This is a genomic window from Sulfolobales archaeon, from assembly GCA_038897115.1.
Classification (GTDB): Archaea; Thermoproteota; Thermoprotei_A; order Sulfolobales; family AG1; genus AG1.
The window spans coordinates 1-20,070 of the sequence record JAWAXC010000039.1 but is presented as its reverse complement, the minus strand read 5'-3'; the positions used below and the strand labels follow the sequence as shown (position 1 = coordinate 20,070).

At 43.4% G+C, this 20,070-nt stretch carries 20 protein-coding genes; 13 read left to right on the top strand and 7 right to left on the bottom strand.

Going from position 1 to position 20,070, the window contains the following annotated elements; all coding sequences use genetic code 11:
* Window positions 1–141 precede the first annotated feature (141 nt).
* Together QXE01_06565 and QXE01_06560 are read left to right on the top strand one after the other, a co-directional pair.
* Window positions 142–1,659: an ABC transporter permease subunit gene (locus QXE01_06565; protein MEM4970899.1), complete on the top strand. Its 1,518-nt coding sequence runs from the start codon at window positions 142–144 to the stop codon at window positions 1,657–1,659.
* Window positions 1,660–1,980: 321 nt separating this feature from the next.
* Window positions 1,981–2,706 (top strand): ABC transporter ATP-binding protein, encoded by a 726-nt coding sequence (locus QXE01_06560; GenBank protein MEM4970898.1) that lies wholly within the window; start codon window positions 1,981–1,983, stop codon window positions 2,704–2,706.
* A 58-nt stretch (window positions 2,707–2,764) separates the two neighbouring features.
* On the opposite strand, the gene QXE01_06555 is transcribed toward QXE01_06560, so the two are convergent.
* Together QXE01_06555 and QXE01_06550 are read right to left on the bottom strand one after the other, a co-directional pair.
* The gene (locus tag QXE01_06555; GenBank protein ID MEM4970897.1) at window positions 2,765–4,213 is read right to left on the bottom strand and encodes an RtcB family protein; all 1,449 of its coding nucleotides are present in this window, start codon (window positions 4,211–4,213) and stop codon (window positions 2,765–2,767) included.
* Window positions 4,214–4,318: 105 nt separating this feature from the next.
* Complete coding sequence (locus tag QXE01_06550) at window positions 4,319–4,957, bottom strand: nucleotidyltransferase family protein (GenBank protein ID MEM4970896.1); 639 nt, start codon at window positions 4,955–4,957, stop codon at window positions 4,319–4,321.
* 148 nt (window positions 4,958–5,105) lie between these two features.
* Here QXE01_06550 and QXE01_06545 point away from each other — a divergent pair, with 148 nt between their 5' ends.
* The gene (locus tag QXE01_06545; GenBank protein ID MEM4970895.1) at window positions 5,106–6,377 is read left to right on the top strand and encodes a glycosyltransferase family 2 protein; all 1,272 of its coding nucleotides are present in this window, start codon (window positions 5,106–5,108) and stop codon (window positions 6,375–6,377) included.
* A 17-nt stretch (window positions 6,378–6,394) separates the two neighbouring features.
* On the opposite strand, the gene QXE01_06540 is transcribed toward QXE01_06545, so the two are convergent.
* The 3 genes from QXE01_06540 to QXE01_06530 are packed head-to-tail and all read right to left on the bottom strand — an operon-like array spanning window position 6,395 to window position 7,404.
* Window positions 6,395–6,652, bottom strand: a complete 258-nt coding sequence (locus QXE01_06540) for a hypothetical protein (protein MEM4970894.1) — start codon at window positions 6,650–6,652, stop codon at window positions 6,395–6,397.
* Entirely contained in the window at window positions 6,612–7,193 is a 582-nt protein-coding gene (locus QXE01_06535; protein ID MEM4970893.1) for a DNA-binding protein, read from the bottom strand. The genes QXE01_06540 and QXE01_06535 overlap by 41 nt, the downstream gene beginning before the upstream one ends.
* On the bottom strand, window positions 7,183–7,404 hold the full coding sequence (locus QXE01_06530) for a hypothetical protein (protein MEM4970892.1): 222 nt from the start codon (window positions 7,402–7,404) through the stop codon (window positions 7,183–7,185). Before QXE01_06530 ends, QXE01_06535 begins: the two co-directional genes overlap by 11 nt.
* A 178-nt stretch (window positions 7,405–7,582) precedes the next feature.
* On the opposite strand from QXE01_06530, the gene QXE01_06525 reads away from it, so the two are divergent.
* The 9 genes from QXE01_06525 (at window position 7,583) to rrp42 (ending at window position 16,821) form a co-directional block, all read left to right on the top strand.
* Entirely contained in the window at window positions 7,583–8,503 is a 921-nt protein-coding gene (locus QXE01_06525) for an XdhC family protein (GenBank protein MEM4970891.1), read from the top strand.
* Window positions 8,504–8,957: 454 nt separating this feature from the next.
* On the top strand, window positions 8,958–9,503 hold the full coding sequence (locus QXE01_06520) for a hypothetical protein (GenBank protein MEM4970890.1): 546 nt from the start codon (window positions 8,958–8,960) through the stop codon (window positions 9,501–9,503).
* 123 nt (window positions 9,504–9,626) lie between these two features.
* Window positions 9,627–11,222, top strand: a complete 1,596-nt coding sequence (locus QXE01_06515; GenBank protein MEM4970889.1) for a CTP synthase — start codon at window positions 9,627–9,629, stop codon at window positions 11,220–11,222.
* 519 nt (window positions 11,223–11,741) lie between these two features.
* Complete coding sequence (locus tag QXE01_06510) at window positions 11,742–12,758, top strand: glycosyltransferase family 4 protein (GenBank protein MEM4970888.1); 1,017 nt, start codon at window positions 11,742–11,744, stop codon at window positions 12,756–12,758.
* 275 nt (window positions 12,759–13,033) lie between these two features.
* Entirely contained in the window at window positions 13,034–13,765 is a 732-nt protein-coding gene (gene psmA / locus QXE01_06505) for an archaeal proteasome endopeptidase complex subunit alpha (GenBank protein ID MEM4970887.1), read from the top strand.
* Window positions 13,762–14,457: a ribosome assembly factor SBDS gene (locus tag QXE01_06500; protein ID MEM4970886.1), complete on the top strand. Its 696-nt coding sequence runs from the start codon at window positions 13,762–13,764 to the stop codon at window positions 14,455–14,457. The genes psmA and QXE01_06500 overlap by 4 nt, the downstream gene beginning before the upstream one ends.
* A gap of 3 nt (window positions 14,458–14,460) precedes the next feature.
* Entirely contained in the window at window positions 14,461–15,213 is a 753-nt protein-coding gene (gene rrp4 / locus QXE01_06495) for an exosome complex RNA-binding protein Rrp4 (protein MEM4970885.1), read from the top strand.
* Window positions 15,194–15,928 (top strand): exosome complex exonuclease Rrp41, encoded by a 735-nt coding sequence (gene rrp41 / locus QXE01_06490; GenBank protein ID MEM4970884.1) that lies wholly within the window; start codon window positions 15,194–15,196, stop codon window positions 15,926–15,928. The genes rrp4 and rrp41 overlap by 20 nt, the downstream gene beginning before the upstream one ends.
* Before the next feature lie 8 nt (window positions 15,929–15,936).
* Window positions 15,937–16,821, top strand: coding sequence for an exosome complex protein Rrp42 (rrp42, locus tag QXE01_06485; GenBank protein ID MEM4970883.1), 885 nt, complete (start codon window positions 15,937–15,939; stop codon window positions 16,819–16,821).
* Window positions 16,822–17,033: 212 nt separating this feature from the next.
* Here the strand turns inward: rrp42 and QXE01_06480 are convergent, their stop codons facing one another.
* Window positions 17,034–18,185: a glycosyltransferase family 2 protein gene (locus tag QXE01_06480; protein ID MEM4970882.1), complete on the bottom strand. Its 1,152-nt coding sequence runs from the start codon at window positions 18,183–18,185 to the stop codon at window positions 17,034–17,036.
* 232 nt (window positions 18,186–18,417) lie between these two features.
* Window positions 18,418–18,597 carry a hypothetical protein gene (locus QXE01_06475; GenBank protein MEM4970881.1) on the bottom strand — a complete coding sequence of 60 codons (180 nt, stop codon included), beginning with the start codon at window positions 18,595–18,597 and terminating at the stop codon, window positions 18,418–18,420.
* A gap of 395 nt (window positions 18,598–18,992) precedes the next feature.
* Between QXE01_06475 and QXE01_06470 the strand changes: the two genes are divergently transcribed.
* Window positions 18,993–20,070, top strand: a 1,078-nt coding sequence (locus QXE01_06470; GenBank protein ID MEM4970880.1) for an MFS transporter, incomplete at its 3' end; no start/stop codon positions are given.

Below are 20,070 nucleotides of genomic sequence, written 5' to 3'. Positions count from 1 at the left end.
CCGCTTATCCAACCCCCTGAGAATCATAGTTAGGGAAGTTTATATTTAGGTTTCTCAGAAGATTTTCACAAGGGATCTGTAGTTGTTATCCAGCTAGATCTTCAGGATCTTTTTATTAGCACGATATATACGCTTATACGAATGACGCTCTCATATCTCTTATCACTAGCCATTGCCCTGGTTGTGGGGATAGCGATGGCTACTAACAAGAGAATCGATTCCATAGTAAATCCTATAATAGATATACTCCAATCAATACCAATACTGGGGTTCTTCCCAGCAGCAATATTGATAGTTATAAGCCTTCTACCAGGTAGGCTAGGAGTTGAACTTGCCTCGATAATTCTAATAAGTACTAGCATGGTGTGGAACATGATCTACGGTGTGTATTCCGCGATCAAATCAATAGATCCTAGTGTAGTTGAGATGCTCAAAATATATAGAGTAGGGGCTTTGACAAAGCTCATACTAATATATATACCAGCAACTAGAAAAGCCATCGCAACCAACTCGGCAATCTCATGGGCTGGCGGGTGGTTCTTTGTAACAGCAGCCGAGGTCATCTCCCTAGGGAGCTCTGAATATAGGTTAAAAGGGCTTGGAAGCTATATAGTGGAGGCTAGTATAATGGGTGATCAGATTTCTCTATATATAGGGCTAGCGGTTTTGATATCGATTATAATGGCATCATATCTCTTCATATGGAATAACGCTATAAGTATTAAGGGAGAGGTATATAGTGTTTCACAGCCATCTATAGGGATCATATATAGATTTTTTATAAAGAGGACTATGGTTTTCAGGCAAAGGCTGTTAGACGTAGCTATAAAGGTTGATCATGCCATGGCATCTCTTGGAATGCCTGTAAGGGTTCTCTATATACCATATATAATTATATCTATTGCTGGGGCTATAATTGTGATCATGTTCCTACTATACGGGTCTCTCGAAGTCTTTGCAGAGATACATGGAAAGCTAGGTATATTGGCAATACATATAGCTGGATCTATACCGATAGCTATATACTCACTATTACTTAGCCTTTCAAGGGTTCTCGCAGTTCTAGCTCTTGGTGTTGCTGTTGGCGCTTCTACAGCATATCTATATATAAGATATAGGAGATCTGCATATATATTGATATTTATAGGGGAGGTTTTATCGTCTATTCCAGCTATAATCTGGTGGCCTATTCTCGCAGAGGCTATAAGATCGGGTTTTAGTCCTGCAATAGTGTCTCTAATAATAATGTTCCAGGGATCTTTTTGGTATATATTTTTCAACATAGTCTTCTATGGGATACCCTCTTTCAGGAAATCCCTTCTAGAGGTCTCAGAGATATACGGTATAAAGGGCAGGCTATACATCGAGAAGATTTTCATCCCATCGCTATTCCCATCAATAGTGGCTGGACTTATATCGGCCTCTGGCGGTGCTTGGAATGCAACGATTGTTGCGGAATACATAGATCTCGGAGATCTAAAAATAGATCTGGGTGGGATAGGGAGCCTCATATCCAGATCCGCAGAGAAGGGTGATGTATTATCTCTTCTCACATATACAGCATATATGGCAGCAATAGTTATAGCCTTTAACAAGCTTGTCTGGAATAGAATTCTATTTCAGAAGCTGGGTAGAAGATACTATGAGGTGGGAGATTAAGAGTGAAAATAGAGTTTATAGATCTAATATCTAACCTCCTCCCCGCCATGAAGTGCAGGGCTTCCAGTTGTAAGGGTTTTCAAAAATTCATCCCTATATATTGAGTGAGTCTAACATTGCAACCGAGGGTATCGCCATCTAGGGTGGGGGAGAGGGTAAGTCTCCTCTGCCCTCTTAATAATGCTTAAAAACCTTCACACTGGAAGCTTTACGGGGATAAATATTAAATATAGCTGCCAGTTCCCGGAGGTTTTCTTGCTTGTTGGGCGAGCCACCGTATGATAGGGAGGTGCGTGGATATTAGTAGAGCCTCTTGTAGTTTTGAGAAATATTGTTAAAGAGTATGGAGATAGAGGAAGAGGTATAAGGGTTCTTGATGGGATCAACCTTGAGATTGGAAGTGAGATCCTAGCTATTCTGGGTCCCTCAGGATGTGGCAAGTCAACACTGCTAAGGATAATAGCTGGTGTTGAGAAACCCACATCTGGCGAGGTGATCTATAGAGCTGGTGATAGGAATCGCCCGCAAATAGGGTTTGTCTTTCAATCCCCAAGCCTAGTACCATGGCTGACTGTGCTCGAAAACGTAGCCCTTCCGCTAAGGGCTAGGGGTATGCCTAAGAGAGAGGCTGAGGAGCATGCTAGGAGATACCTCTCGTTGGTAGGGCTTCAAGAGTTTGAGGATTTCTATCCAGGTGAGTTGAGTGGGGGTATGAGGCAGAGGGTTAATCTTGCGAGAGCCCTGAGTATAGGGCCTGAGATCCTGCTCATGGACGAACCCTTTTCACAGCTAGACCCGCTCACAGCTGAGAATCTCAGGGCGGAGCTGCTTGACATATGGCTCTCGGGTTTAGCACCTATAAAATCTATAGTGTTGGTAACCCACGATGTTATAGAGGCTATATATATGGCTGATAGAATAGCGATCCTCACTCCAAGGCCTGCTAGGATTGCGACAGTTGTTAATGTAAATCTGCCGAGGCCGAGGAATAGGCTTTCCCAGGATTTCGCAAAACTAGTTGATCTTATATATGAATATGTTAGCTAAAAACACTACTCTATTTTTAATAAATTGGCTAAAGATTCCTTCCTATATATGGGGGGCTTCAGCCCTTTGCAACACCTATAGGTCTTAGCCTAGCCACTAGCTTAGCTATCTTAACCCTATCAGCAACCAGAGCTACCTTATCAACGTCTTTATATGCTCCTGGAGCCTCCTCAGACACTATCCTTGCGTCGACGGCCCTTACATATATGCCTCTCTTGCTCAGCTCATTTATAACCTGGCTTGCTGGATAGCTCCTAACAGCCCCTGATCTGCTCATCCACCTCCCAGCACCATGTGGTGCTGAGTAGAAGGTTCTTATGCTCTCAGGTATACCCACCATAACAAAGCTTCCAGAGCCCATGCTACCCGGTATCAGCACAACCTGGCCTGTCTCCTGATGCTCCTTGGGTATCTCTGGATGTCCCGGTGGGAATGCCCTTGTTGCCCCTTTTCTATGTACAACGACCTTTCTCCTCTTACCATCGATCTCGTACTCCTCTATTTTAGCTATGTTATGGGCTACATCATATATTATCTGTAGATCGAGTTTATCGGGATCTGTGTGGAACACCTGCCTAAAGCTCTCCCTAACCCAGTGGGTTATCAACTGCCTGTTTGTGAATGCAAAGTTAGCCGCAGCCCCCATAGCCTGGAAATAGTCCTGGGCCTCCTTGGTGTTGAAGGGAACCGATGCAAGCTCTCTATCAGGTGGGTTTACACCGTATTTCTTCATAGCCCTCTCCATGATCATTAGATAGTCGCTTGCAACCTGGTGTCCAAGCCCTCTGGAGCCGCAGTGGGCCATAACAACTACCTGCCCCTCCTGCTCTATCCCTAGCTTCTTAGCAATCGACGGATCAAAGATCTTATCCACCACCTGTACCTCGAGGAAGTGGTTCCCAGCACCTAGTGTTCCTAGCTGCTCCTTACCCCTATCCTTAGCCGTTTTAGAGACCTTATCAGGGTTTGCCCAGTCTATGAAGCCCCTTGACTCGATGTGATACTTATCATCAGCCCATCCAAAGCCCTTCTGGATAGCCCAATCAACACCTGTTGCCAAGATATTGTTTATATCCTGAATAGATACCCTGATCTTCCCCTCTGCACCAACCCCGCTTGGGATATTCTCGAAGAGTGTATCTACGAGCTCTTTAAGCTTTGGCCTCACATCCTTCTCCATGAGATTTGTTCTCATAAGCCTAACGCCGCAGTTTATATCATATCCCACACCGCCTGGAGATATTATCCCCTCATCAACATCGAATGCAGCTACCCCACCTATTGGGAAGCCATAGCCCTGATGCCCATCTGGCATTATATATACCTTCCCCACTACACCTGGTAATGTGGCTACATTAGCCCCCTGGATCAGCGTCATATCCTCTTTCATCTTCTTGATTAGAAACTCGTCTCCGAATACAACCACGTCTGTCCTCATACCAGGCCTAGCGCCCTTAGGTATGATCCATGTATACTCGTCTGGGCCTCTCTCAAGCCTTATAGACATATTTAGACACCTAGTAATATATACGCATAGCTCCTTTTATCCTTGAAGCCTCTATGGCTTTCGAGATATAGGGGGTGGGCTTTGAATTGTCTTAAAGCTTTTTTCCTATCCTGTCTTAGGATCTACGCAATTCTCTCCAAAGATCTTCAATGCCCTCTCGAGATCCTCCTTCGTGTCTATGTCAAGAACCACACCAGGATCCTGAGTTTCAACATAATATATATATGCTCTATATTTCTCCATAAGAGCCCTAGCCCCAATATCTCCCTTCAGCTCCATGATATCTGTAATAATTCTCGATGAAATAAGAACCGGATTACCTCTTAAACCTCTATAGGTTGGTATCACCATTAGAGGTTTTTCCTCTACTCCATAGTAGCTCTCTATGATCTTTCTCATCGTTTCTTTCGATATGAAAGGCTGATCCCCGAGGATCACCATGAATGCCTCTATATCCTTTCTTAGATTCTTGACACCCTCTATAAGGCTTGTGCTCATCCCCTCTCTATACCTTGGGTTAACTATGATCTTTACCCCAGTCATATCATCTATATACCTAGCTATATCTCTAGCCATATGACCTAGCACAACAACTATATCTCCGAACCCCATATCTAGGGCCTTTCTAATAACGATCCTTATAATCTTCTCGCCACATACTTCTATAAGCTGTTTTGGAAACCCCATTCTCTTCGATTCACCTGCTGCAAGGATCACAGCGCCTATCCTCTCATAGATTGGCATATAGCAATGCCGCCTCCCATAATCATTTCTCAGCTCTAAAATAATATGGCCTCTATAGTTTTCCATGTGCATTTAAAAGGGTATCTCTAATAATAATGTGGATCGAAATATATATTATTCCTCATACCATTTTCTATGGTAAGCTTTCATGGTTTTAGACATCATGCTTGTAACAGCATATCTAGGGGTTAATGCTCTAATATGGATCGCTATGTACGGTGTTAGAAGGGATAGAATAGTCTATGAGAGGATCGACATAGGATCTGGGTTAAATGGGTTAGATATATATGGACTTCCAAAGGTCTCTATAGTGGTTCCACTATATCTCGAGAAACCCAGCTCTATAATGAGAACCGCTATAAGCATTTCCAAGCAGAGATATCCTAGAGAGCTTCTAGATGTTGTATTCGTGGTTGAGGAATCCGATGTAGAGACCCTCTGGGGGGCTGAGATAGCTAGTAAATATCTTATGGAGAATGGAATCAGATCTAACATATATATAGTTGGTGGTAGGAGAAGCTCTAAGGCCAGAGCTCTAAACATGGTTCTGAAATCCCTCGAGGGGGAGATCATAGCTGTTTACGATGCAGACGACTCCTTTGACGAGGATCAGGTTTCTGAGGCTGTAAAGCTAATGACTGCTAGGGGTTACGATGCTATTGGTGTAAGGGTATATAGATATGGTGAGAGCTTGCTTGGCAAGCTTTTATATATAGATACTGTTATATGGTATGATCTCATAATAAGCTTTCTAAGGAGATCTGGTCTCCACACACCCCTAAGCGGTGAGGGGCTATATATCAGGAGGAGGGTTCTCGAGGAAGTAGGGGGCTTTCCAGAGAAGCTTGCTGAAGACGCATATCTCTCCCTAATCCTCTTCGAAAAAGGCTATAGGATAGGGCTTCTAGACTCATATGTTGAGGAAACAGCTCCAAAATCTCTCTCGAGCCATCTTAGGCAGAGGATCAGATGGTATAGAGGGCATCTAGAATGCATCTCAAGAATTATCTTCCACAGCAGCGGTAGAAGGCTCAGAGCTTCTATAAGCTATATAAGCCCGGTAATAGCTGTTGCATCTCTTCTAATGTCAATAGCTACTATGATGTCTACATCAACCTATATAGCTAGGGGGGAGGGCCAGGGGGATATGCATAGCGGTGGGCAAAGCGGGGTAATAGATCCATTGGGGCTTCAGATCCGCGGCTCGGCTATCCCAATGCTTATAGCGATATCCATAGAGGGTGTGATACCACTAGCAGTAGTTGCCATTATAGTCTCTAACCATAGAGGATCGAGAGATTCTAGATCGTTACTCCCATATGTAGCCCTACTCCCCCTATACTGGATCTTAATATCAACCGCAGCCCTACCAGCTATGATTCTTAGAAACATAGAGTGGTATAGAACCAGAAGAGCTTAAGAGCTAGAGCCTTTCCACTAAACGATAACAGGTATTCTAGCTTTCCTTAGAAACTCCCTAAACTCCTCCAGATCTATCCCTGCTAGCATAGAAGCCCTTCTAATATCCCCCTTCTCTATATAATATTTTAGGGCCTCTCTTATCCTTGGCTCCTGCTTCTCTATGAATTCCCAGTCAGCCATCTCCCTCCTAATCCTCCTAGCCTCCTCCTCAAACTCAACCCACTTTCTAATCCTATGCTCTAGCTCCTCCCCTTCTACAGATCTCTTGCTCAATCCTGCCCACCGCCTCTATTAGATCCCTTCTAGGAAATATATGTAGTGTATCCTCTTCATATTCCCTAAATACTCTCGATGAATCACTACACTCTATTCTTATAATACCTTCCAGCTGTGCTGTGAGTAGTATCTCGAGTGCTCTCCACACAGCCACACCTCTATATTCATCGATTATATCTGTGGCCATAATAGCTCCTTTATTCTCGGTTAACACTATATATCCTCTTCTCCTCCCAATAACTAAGCATAGGGCTTCAGGGAGATCTACTGGGATCATATGCGGGATCCTTCTAGACCTAGTTATAAGTGCCCTAGCCTCTTCAACCTCATCCTCAGACTCTGTATATAGAGATAGCTTCCCAGAGGCGAGTCCTCTAGCTACCCAGGATATTGTAGCTCCACTTCTGATCTCTCTTAGAACAGCTTCAGGGATGAATACTATATCAAAGACGCTGAAGATAATCTCTCTATTTCTATATCTAGCCCAATCTATTATAAAGCATGTATCGGCAATAGCTATTCTAGAGCTAGCCAACATTAGGGATCCTCGCCCTTATCCTGATCTCGTTGAACTCCTCCACACTAACACCCGCTATTCTCGAAGCTACATATAGATCTCCGGTTTCTATATAGTATTTCAGGGCCTCCCTTATCCTTGGCTCCTGCTTCTCTATGAATTCCCAGTCAGCCATCTCCCTCCTAATCCTCCTAGCCTCCTCAAGATCTTCTCTCGATATCCTAGCTCTCACCACCATCACCTTAATCAGATTTATCCTCTACTCCATAGGAGATATAGCTAAGAGCTATATAGCATTGTAGCTTATACTCCACAACGCTACTTTATAACCCTCGCCTTTTCCTAGCCCCTAGGTGTTGAGAATCGATATTTTATTAGGCTTTAACGCAATATTTCTTTAGTGAGATAGCATGTCTAGAGATAGTCCTGAGGTTAGGCTCCCCATAATCAGGTTTGAGGAGGAGATGCACGAGCTTGTTTCTACTGCTAAGCAGCTTATAGATCAAGAGAAGGAGTTCGCTGTTGTAATGGTTATCAGATCTCAGGGATCTTCCGCTGCTAAGGTTGGTGCGAAGGCGATAGTGCTTCCTGATGGGAGGGTCATAGGATGGCTAGGGGGTTGGTGTAGTGAGAACGCGGTTTTAACAGCTGCTCTAGAGGCTCTTGAAAAGGGTACTCCCAAGATAGTTAGGCTTGTTATGAGGGGTGAGGAGCTTAGGAAGATAGGTGAGGATGTAATAGAGGTTGGCACACCATGTGGGGGTGAGGTTGATATCTATATAGAGCCTGTATATCCAAAGCCCCAGCTAATCCTGGTAGGTGATAACGAAGTTACCAGGGCTATCGCGAGAATAGGTAAGATCCTCGGATATAAGGTAATAGTATATGATATGATGGCCACCAAAGAGAAATATCCCGAGGCAGACGCTATACTGAACTCGCCATCAGGATTCGAGAGGATTAGAATCGATAGACATACAATAGCAGTCCTAGCCACTATGGGCAAGACATGGGTGGATGAGGAGATCTTGGAGAGGCTTTTAAAAACAGATATAGGATTGATAGAGCTTGTCTCGAGCTTTAGAAGGGCTCAAGAGATACTAAGGCTCCTCATTAAAAAGGGCTTCTCAATAGAGGATCTCAGAAGGATCAGAACACCAGCCGGGATAGATATAGGGGCTATATCGCCTGAAGAGATAGCTATAAGCGTTCTAGCAGAGATAATTATGCTTAGAAGGGGAGGTACCGGCAAGTCAATGAGAGAGGTTAAAGGAAATCCACTCGAAGCTGTGGAGAAAGAGCTAATCTCCTCCCCATTCCAAAAGGTATGAGGCTATCAAAAGTTTTGTTTTAATAATCCGCTCATATAAGTAATCCCTGCCATGTTCTCCCAGTTTTTTCGATATATCTTCCCTACCACATATAGGATCTAGAATTTGATACTAAACTATAGGAGTTATGAATCAGCATGTTTAAACATGTTAGAAGGAAGAAGAGAGATAAGAGGGAAATGTCAATGAAAATAATATCGTGTTAATATTAGTTAGATAGCTATAGCTAATCATTAGCGGTATCGCTAGCCCTGATCATCTCACTATTTTCAAATAAATGCTAAGGCTGTAATACCTAAAACCTTTGGAACCTTATGGGCTATGATAGTAAAATGGCAATAGGTAATATATGTTAATTTAAGGTTTTTAAGTTGTTCCCGGCTATGTATATAAATTGATGATAGCTGCTAGCTAACATAGAGGGGGAGTTGGGCGAAAGTATTAGGGTGATCATTTGAAGCTAAATTCACATATTATAGGTGGTTTTGGATTTGCATCCCTTGCTAACCTATTATTCGGATCCGATATATGGGCGCTCTCCTATATATTCATATTATCTGTAGTAGTCAATATAGCTATAGATATAGGTCATAAGAGGCTCCCTAGCGGTAGAGTCGTTAGAAGCCCCTACACCCACGAGGTTCTCAGCTGTATATTGATATCCATGTCTATAGGCTATATGCTCTGGCTACTCCTCGGATCAATATATGGTGTTTCACTATATCTCTCGATATATGCATCTGCATTAATAGCTATATCCCATTTAATCGGGGATCTGGTTACCAAGAGCGGGATCTATATAAATATGGGTGGAGCTCTGCTCAGAATATCTCTATCAACCCTAAGCTATAGAGATCCTAGACTTAATATAGCATTCATAGTAATTCAGATAATACCTCTAACGCTAAGTCTAATCACAATGCAGTATAGCTTCTCAGAGCATCTAAGCCATGCTTTAATAGATAAGTTGTTATCTATGTATGGAATTACCTCGAAGTAGTATTTGAAGAACCCCCTCGATCTAATTCATCATAAGTAGAGAGGGGTCAGTTATTCCTATCCTCAGATCCTCCGGGGTTCACTTTTATTATCCTCCTTAATACTATATATAATGTGTTTTGTGTTGGTAAAGTATATAGTTGTTACAGGCGGTGTGCTTAGCAGTCTGGGGAAGGGTATTGTTGTTGCATCTATAGCTAATCTACTCGCGAGATCTGGGTATAATGTTACAGCGATTAAGATAGATCCTTATATCAATATAGATGCTGGAACCATGAATCCCTATGCACATGGCGAGGTCTTCGTTACAGATGATGGTGCTGAAACAGATCTTGATATAGGTCATTATGAGAGGTTCTTGGGGAAGTCCCTCTCAAGGGCTAATAATATAACCACTGGGCAGATCTATCTATCTGTTATTGAGAAGGAGAGGAGGGGAGATTATCTCGGGGAGTGTGTGCAGGTAATACCACATATAACTAATGAGATCAAGTCCAGGGTTAGGGATGTTGCTAGGGCTCAGGGTGCTGATATAGCTGTGATAGAGATTGGAGGTACTGTGGGTGATATAGAGGGCCTCCCATTTATAGAGGCTATGAGGCAGCTTAGACTTGAAGAGGGCTATAACAATGTCCTCTATATACATGTAGCTCTAGTCCCGTTTCTCAGGAGCGTTGGTGAGATTAAGACAAAGCCTCTCCAACACTCCGTCCAGGAGCTGAGGAGGATAGGGGTTCAGCCTGATATAATAATTGCTAGGGGTGAGAAACCCCTATCTGAGGAGGCTAGGAGGAAGATCTCGCTCTTCACAAATGTCCCACCGGATATGATATTCAGCGATCCTGATGTTGATAATATATATAGAATCCCACTGATCCTCCATAGCCAGGGGCTTACAAGGAAGATCTCTGAGAGGCTTGGTCTCAGCTATAGAGAGCCGGATCTCACATCATGGGAGGCCTTTGTTGAAAAGCTAGATAGAGCATCTAGAAAGGTTAAGATCTATATGGTTGGGAAGTATACAAAGGTGAGGGATAGCTATATAAGCATTGTAGAGGCTGTTAAACATGCATCTGCGGAGTTCATGGTTAAGCCTGAGATCGAGTGGGTTGAGGCTACAGATATAGAGAGTGGGAAGGTTAGACCAGAGGATTATATAGATAGTAGCGCTGGATACATAGTCCTCCCAGGCTTTGGGAGGAGAGGGGCTGAGGGTAAGATAAGAATGCTAAGATATCTAAGAGAAGAAAACCTCCCAACGCTCGGGATATGCTTCGGATTACAGCTAATGGCTGTGGAGATAGCTAGAAATGTCCTAGGTCTTGAGGGGGCTAACTCAACAGAGATAGATCCTTTAACACCGCATCCAGTTGTGGATCTTCTTGAGAGTCAGAAGAAGATAACAAGGCTTGGGGGGACTATGAGGCTAGGGCTAACAAGATCAAAGCTTGTGAGGGGAACAATAGTCTATAGCCTATATAACTCAGATGAGGTATATGAGAGGCATAGACATAGATATGAGGTGAATCCGAAGTATGTTGATAAGCTAGAATCCAGTGGATTCATAGTTAGCGGATATAGCGATGAGGGATTCCCAGACTTTATGGAGCTAAAGGGACATAGATTCTTCATAGGAACACAGGCCCATCCAGAGTTTAGGAGCAGACCTCTATCACCATCACCACTATTCATAGGATTGATAAGAGCAATAGCTAAGTAAAAGGCATTTGCAGCAAAACTACTGTTCTCCTAAATATTTAGATCTACAATTGAAAGTCGTATCCTCTAGAGTAGGAAGGGGATCATCAGGCTGGAGATCCATTCCTCAACACCTAATTATTATTAGGAGAAACATGCAAATAACCATAGGCAACCTTATAATAATTAAGAAGAGCAATCCAAGGATATTCCAAAAACAGACATATTTTAAGATAGGAGTTATATTTAGTGAATCTTCTATGAGTGTTTATATTACGTTCTTCAGAAGTTTCACCATGGTTGCTAACGATAAATTCTACATCTATCAGAAAAGGTTAAGCTATGATCGATCGAACTAAAAGCTATTAAGGAGGTGATAATATATATAGCTAGAGCTGAGATACAGGAACCATCAAGGATCTTCTGAAAGGATTGGAAGACTCTCCATTGAAGACCCTTGGAAATAGCTAGGATGAAACGGATAACAAATTTCTAATAATATTTAATTATATAATATACTATTATATGGATGTAATTAAGGATGAAAATAGGGATATTTTCAGGGACTCCCCTAGAGGTATATGGCGGTACAGAGGTATGGAGCTTAGAAGTTGGAAATAGGCTTGTTAGAAAAGGTTATGATGTGTATTTCATTGCACCTAAAAATCCTATTACAAAAGATGTAGAAAGGACTAAAGTATACCCTGAATTTAAATACTATAGAGTTCCATATAGAGTGTTAAAGTTAGGCCCTCTTAAGGCGTATATGCCTGAGTTCTATCCTAGGGTGGATGTAAAATATCTGGCCAATATTGGGGTATTCCCTATAGCAGATGATAAGACAATACTAGGGGGTCACACAATGGTAAAAGGTGTAGAGTTTTACAATGTGAAGCGGATCTTAACTACCCTTATCGCCAAGAGTGGGAAAGTAAAGGTGGCGCACGCATTGACACGGGGACAAGCAATCGATTTCATCAATATGGGGTTCAGTAAGGTGTACGTGATACCTAATGGAGTTGACTGCAATAAATATAAGGTAGGCGAAGTAGAAAAGCCCAGAGTAGTTTTTATAGGCAGATTAACACCTCAAAAGGGTATCCATATATTAGTAAGCATAGCAGCAAAGGCTAAAGATATAGAATTTATAATAATAGGTGAGGGTCCTCTAAAAGATCTTGTTATAAGGGCCTCAAAACGTCTAAAGAACCTAATATATATGGGCTTTGTAGATGAAAATACAAAGGTAGAAATATTGTCAAAATCTTCTATATTTATCTTGCCCTCTCTCTATGAGATTATGCCATTATCAATACTTGAAGCTGCTGTCTCAGGGCTAGTCGTTATAGCATCAGATCTTCCCTATATAAGGGAACTAGAGATATATAAAATTCTCTGTAGAACAACACAGTGCTTCATTGAAAATATTTATAAATATATATTCAAGGTAAACTTAACGCTTAAACAAGAAATTAGGAGGAAAGCGCTAAAATATTGTTGGGAATCTATAATAACAAAGATTGAGCATATGATCACGGAGGTGTACGAAAAGGTATGATGATAAGATGTGGTGTTTATTAGGAGAGATGCTGAAAATATATAGAGTGGAGATCTACTAGGTATGACGTGTGCTGAACGGAATAGCTATTAACAGTAGTGTGGTAAGGGCTATATTGAACGCAAAAATATGATCTATGTAGTGGGTTTAGATCTATTTCACGATGCAGATCCAACGATTCTCAAATAAGTTTTCTTAGCGTCTTGGCTAGCTATAGCACGTTATTGTCATGTTAAGATATATGGCTTGAAACGTTATACTGGTTGGTGTAGGAAGTGGCGTTTGGACCTGCTGGGATGGGATATGATAGGGCTATAACTATATTCTCGCCAGATGGTAAGCTATACCAGGTTGAATATGCATCTGTAGCTGTTAGGCAGGGCTGGACTGTTATTGGGTTGAGGGGTAAGGATGCAGGTGTTCTGATATCTGAGAAGAGGCAGCAGTTCAGCCTAATGGATCTCAGGGCTCTTGAGAAGATATTCATTGTAGATACCCATGTTGGGGCCTCGTTTGCAGGGCTCGGAGCCGATGGCAGGGTTTTGATTGACTATGCTAGGAGGGTTGCTGCTAACCATAGATTCCTCTATGACGAGCCAATAGATCTCGAGACTCTTGTGAGGACTATAGGGGATCTTAAGCAGATATTCACACAACAAGGTGGTGTTAGGCCCTTCGGAGTCTCTCTAATATTTGTTGGTGCTGATAGAAAGGGTATACATGTCTATAGGACAGAGCCTAATGGTCTCTACTTCCAGTACTTCGCAGTAGCTGTCGGCTCTGGTGAGCAGGTTGTGCATGAATATCTTGAGAAGAACTATAGAAAGGATCTCTCCCTAGAGGATCTAATATTGCTTGGTCTAAAAGCCCTCAAGGGATCCTCGGAGCAGCCTCTAACACCTGAGAGGGTTGAGATAGGCTATGTGCTTGAGAGCGATAAAACCTTTAGAAAGTTAAGTGAGGATGAGATAGCGGGTTATCTCTCGAAGCTAGGGGTCTCCCCTTGAGCCATGAATATATAATAGTTAGATTTGAGAAGGATGGAAAGAGATTTGAGATACTAGCGGATCCAGATAAGGTGCTTGAGTATAGAGAGGGGAAGAAGATACCTCTATCAGAGGTTGTATATGGGGATTTCATATATAAAGATGCTAGGAAGGGGCTGAAAGCATCCCCAGCTGATATAGAGAAGGTCTTTGGAACCCAAGACATATCTAGGGCTATGCATGAGATCCTTATGAGGGGTGAGATACAGCTTACAACCGAGCAGAGGAGGAAGATGATAGAGGCTAAGAAGAGGATGATTATAACCTATATAGCGAGGAACTCGATAGACCCTGTGACCAAGAAGCCCGTGCCCCCGGCTAGGATAGAGGCTGCTATGGAGCAGGCGAGGGTCTCTATAGATATTAATAAGGGTGTTGAGGAGCAGGCTGTTGAGATTGTAAAGGCTATTTCGAAGATCATTCCTATAAAAATGGCTATAGCTGTGCTGAGGATAAGAATACCGAGGGAATATGCGAGCAAAGCCCATAGCCAGGTGGTTAAGATGGGCGAGGTTAGGAGGAGTAGCTGGCTCAGCGACGGGGGTGTTGAGGTGGAGCTTGCAATACCAGCTGGTCTCCAGGCTGAGGTTGTTGAGAGGATCTCAAAACTAACACATGGATCTGCGCAGGTGGAGGTTCTAGAGGTGAAGTAGAGCTTGTCGAACACATCGCTACAGCAGGGCTCAGCTATATATGTTAAGCACAGGGATATAGTGCTTCCAGGAGATCTAATAGCCTCTGGTAATGTAAGTGTTGAGAGATATCCATACGCATATTGTGTTGATGGTAGATGCTACTCAAGCGTGATAGGTGTGGCGGAGGAGAGGGGTGAGAATGCTATTAGGATTGTCCCGCTTGAGGGCTTCTACAACCCTAGAGAGGAGGATATAGTGATCGGTGTTGTTGAGGAGGTGGGGGTAACAAGCGCTATACTAGATATAAGGGCTCCTTACAAAGGGATCCTACCAGCATCAGAGATCGTTGGTAAACAGTATAACCCAGCCCAAGATCCCCTTATAAACTATGTATCTCCAGGCGATATATATTTGGCTAAGATAGAGAGGTTCGATATCACCAGAGATCCTCTTCTAAGCCTTAAGGGGAAGGATCTAGGGAGGGTGGTTGATGGCATTATAATAGAGGTTGTCCCAACAAGGGTTCCAAGAATTATTGGTAGGAAGAGAAGCATGTTAGATATACTGATTAAGGAGACCCAGTGCCAGATAGTGCCTGCAGCAAATGGGAGGGTACTTATAAGGGGGTGTCCCTCGGGGGATCACGAGGCCATAGCTATAAACGCGATAAAGGTTATAGAGAACGCCCCATATATACAGGGTTTAACTGAGAAGATAAGGGAGTATCTAGTAGTGGAGAAGGTGAGGAGAGGCCTTGTCAGGGGAGAAGGCTGAGGCTAGGAGGAGGCTTATAGAGAATGGGAGGAGGATAGATGGTAGAGGTCCAGAGGATATAAGGCCCCTTAGATTTGAGGTGAGGGTTCTCAAAAACGCAAATGGATCAGCTTTGGTTGAATATGGAGCTACTAAGGTGCTCGCAGCAGTATATGGCCCAAGGGATCCCGGGATCAAGAGTATAGTCCTACCTAACAGGGCTGTGCTTAGATGTAGATACCACATGGCCCCCTTCTCCACCCATGAGAGGAAGAATCCTGCTCCAAGCAGGAGGGAGATAGAGCTTTCAAAGGTTATTAGAGAAGCCCTGGAACCCGCTGTAATAACCGAGGCGTTTCCGAGGACAGCTATAGATATTTTTATAGAGGTTTTAAACGCTGATGGGGGGACTAGAACTGCTGGTATAACTGCTGCATCACTAGCACTAGCGGATGCCGGTATTCCCATGAGAGATCTAGTTGCTGGCATTGCTGTGGGGAAGGTGGAGGGAGTGCTTGTGCTAGATATAAATGAGGAGGAGGACATGTATGGAGAGGCTGACATGCCAATGGCTGTTATGCCTGGGCTGGGCCAGATAACATTGATCCAGCTTAACGGTGTGTTAACAGAAGAGGAGATCTGGAGGGCTGTGGAGCTGGGTATGAAGGGTGCTAGGATCGTTTATGAGGCTCAGAAGGAGGCTCTGAGGAAGAGATATTCGTCAACAATAGAGTAGGTGGGATCATGTCTATAACCCCTGTGGATATCCCAGTTATACCCGCTCTCAAGAGAAACGCGATTCTAAATCTACTCTCTAGATCCGCTAGAATAGATGGTAGATCCCCTGGGGATGTTAGGAGCATCGAGATAGCCCTAGGTGTTATACCAAATGCTAATGGCTCAGCCCATGTTAGACTTGGATTAACACAGGTTATAGCCGGTGTTAAGGCGGAGATAGGCACACCATTCCAGGATACCCCTAACATGGGGAACCTCATTGTAAGCGCCGAGTTCGTCCCCCTAGCATCTCCGACATTCGAGCCAGGGCCTCCGGATGAGAGGGCTATAGAGCTTGCGAGGGTGATAGATAGATCTCTTAGAGATGTAAGGGCTATAGATCTTGAGAAGCTAGTGATAATCCCGGGTAAAAAGGTGTGGAATATATTTGTTGATATATATGTTATAGACCATGATGGGAATCTTATAGATGCCTCATCAATAGCTACACTAGCATCCCTCATGACAGCAGAAATACCTAAGGTACAGGTTAGCCAGGAGAAGGGAGATATTACAGTGGATAGATCAAATTTAGAGCCCCTACCAATTAGAAAAAAGGTTCTCACAACAACAGTAGCGAAGATCGGGGATTACCTTGTGGCAGACCCCTCGTTAGAGGAGGAAACAGTTGCAGACGCCCTTATAACGATAGCGTTTTCGGATGATGGTGTAATAACTGGGATCCAGAAGAGCGGTATGGGCGCATTCAAATACGAGCATTTGAGAAGAGCTATGGAGCTGGCGAAACAGGCATATAAGATATATCTTTCAAAAACCCTGGAATATGTTGAGAGCTATCTAAAATCAAGAACAGCCAGAGCCGAAGCCTCGCAGGCCTCTCCCCCATCCTAGTGGAAGCATGGCTCTCCTCTTCTACCCTAGAGAGCGAGGGTTTCAGCTGAGGCTATAGAGTCGATGTTTCTAAAGCCTAGGGTTCGAAACACTTATAAGGGTAAATATAATATAATATTATTGGGCGCCGCGGTAGTATAGCCCGGCCCAGTATGCGGGCCAGGAAGGCCGCCCAGGGTCTCTCCCCAGAGATCCTGGGCCCTCTTTAAGATCTAATTCTTCATATTTGATCTAGATATGTTATATTGTGTAACCTTATACAGATCTCTACCTCTACGGAGAAGCCTTGATCCTTTATAGCTCTTCGCAATTTCCCATACAAATTCCGAGCTTACTAGATAGTTTGTTATAAATCCCAGGCCTATGCCTAGGATATTTGCTGGTATGATCCCTAGGATCTGGTGGAGCGCTAATACCACTACATAGTTGACTAGATTGCCGAGCCCCACCGCTATATGGTATTTAGCTAGCCTTATATAGGCTCTCCCCATTTGTCTGAATCTCTTGAATGTCCATCTATCGTTTAGTATAAAGTTATTCACGGTTGCCGTCTCTATTGCTATGGGTGATGCTATATATACTGGTACGTTCATATGGCTTGTTAAAGCATATAATACTAGGTTATTAACAATAACACCTGTAGAGCCTACCAACATGAACTTCAATATTCTATAGTCGCTAAGCTCTATCACCTGTTTTATGAATTCTAAGCTCTCTCTTAGCCCTAGCTTGCTCCTACCCCTCACCCTCGGCTTGAATATATATGGGTGCTCCGCTATCCTCTCATACCTCCCCCTCACAAGGATCTCTAGGAGTATTTTGAAGCTTCTCCCATGCCTCTCGACACCGCTTTTCTCCATAGCCTCTATAACAGATCTCCTGATTAGGAAGAAGCCTGAGAGGGGGTCTCTCACCCTTCTAGCCTGTGGTATTAGGATCCTTGCTACTATGCTTGCAAGCCTGGAGACTATTCTTCTATAGATGCTCCACCCCTCAACACCCCCACCCTCTACGTATCTAGATGCTATCACTATATCTAGACCCTCTCTCAATGCCCTCTCAACCATCTCAGCAGCGACCTCGGGCGGGTGCTGGAGATCGGCATCCATAACCAATATATACTCCCCCGAAGCCTCCCTAAAACCCCTCATAACAGCACCCGCTAGACCCCTGGAACTCCTTATAATAAGCTTCAGCGGGATCCCAAGCCTAGAAGCTGTATCCCTAGCAACCTCCGCAGTGCCGTCGGAGGATGAGTCATCAACAATAACAACCTCATAGCTAAAACCCCTCCCACCCATAGCCCTCCTAATCCTCTCTAGAAGCTCCCCAACATTCTCAGCCTCGTTATACGTAGGCACCACAATACTTACCAGAACCCCTATACCCCTCCCCCGCGAGCCCCTTGATATCATAGCTAATAGGGATTAAAAGGGTCTGAGAATGATAGCGTAGGGAGACTATGGGAACCTGAGCGTAGAAGTAACAACCCTCGGGTGAACAGCTCTTCAGATGTTCTATATACTTAGAAACACATATAGAGACCATCAGAAGCGATAGGCGCTTGGGAAAGATGTTCTAAGCTACCTATGTCTGTTACTGACCTCCTCCCCTTTCAATTCTATAGTAGATCATCCCAGGTTCTCGTGGGTTTAGCCCTGGGCCGGGTCTCCGGCCCATTACCCCTATCCCCTCCCGGGGACTCGGGGATATGGCTGTTAGCCCCCATCTATGATCATCCGGGGGCCTGGTTGCAATGCTTGACCGCCTCATCATCTAACCTAGTGCTAACATCAAAGCTTATAAGCATTAACAACATCCCCGCCCTGAAGGACGAGGCTTTCAGTTTGTAAAGAATATATACACAACTTTCCACAGGTCATATGACTTCCTATATATCTATATCGAGTAACTAGCTATGCAAGCATTTCTAATATTTCTCACGATAGATATCTTATAATCCTGGAAAGCTATGTAGAACTTATTCTATATCTTTTAAATATTTTACAGTATAAAAATGAAAATTTATTGTTAACAGCTCTTGGTTTCAAATTCTCTCCTCTTCTAGCCTTTGAGATGTGTTTGCTTTTAAAGCGGAATCTCTAAAAGTATCCTTGGATGTAGAGATATAGTAGCGATGGTTGGGGCGCTTTAGTTGAGGTGTTGATTCCTTGGATCTGAGGGTTAGAGGGATCTTGGTACTAGCTATTGCTGGAGCGCTCTCCAGCTTCTCCTCATCTATATATAATTATCAAATTAGATTTTATGGGGTTTCTGTTGGGTTTGGATATGGGAGCCAGTCTGTTTACGAAGTCTATTCTTACACCATATCTATAATATTCATATTATTTACAGGTTTCCTCTCTGATATTCTTGGCAGGAGGCTTTTTACCTTCATAGCTTATTTTATAGGGGCTTTATCACCTATCTCGATTGTAGTTTTACCTCCGTGGATGGGTTTTCCTATAAGCATTATATTATATAACATATATTTTTCCCTTGTTATTGTTGCTAGAAACATACTCGTTATGGATCTTGCTGGACACGAGCTCGGTAGATGGTTTGGATATATAATGATGTCTTCCTCAATAGCAATGGTTATAGGTCCTATAGCCGGGTATATGTTTAGAGAGATCCTCGGCTATCAAGCACTATTTATAATTTTATTTATCCTTTTGCTAAGCTCCTCACTAGTAGTCCTCTATATACCATCCCAAGGTAGGGGTGTGAGGAGAGAGGTTTCTATCTCGGTAAGGGATCTTGTCCTTGTGGCGAGGGATCTGAGATCGATATGGTTTATAGTGATCTACGGTTGTCTAGATCGATTCTCGTTCTATCTATGGTCCCCGCTTGCACCAACCTTCCTAGCTGAGAAGGGGTTTGAAGATGGGGATGTAGCGATCCTATATACGATCCAGAATATATCTTGGTTTCTAACATCATACCTCTTCGGCCTAGCCTCTGAGAGGAACCCTGTGGCAGTGCTAGCTATATCAGAGCTTCTAACGGCACTCTCGGCTCTTATACTCTCATTAGATCCGCGTCCACAGAGCTTAGCACCATATATCTCATTTATAATGCTTGGAGCATCCATAGCGTCTTGGATACCGTCTTATAATCTAATCATTCATGAGCTCGTATATGGAGAGCATATCGGAAAGATCTACTCCTCACTATATGTAGCATCAACAATAGCGGGGATTCCCTCACCATATATAGGTTCTGTATTAAGAACCGTGGAGAGCGAAG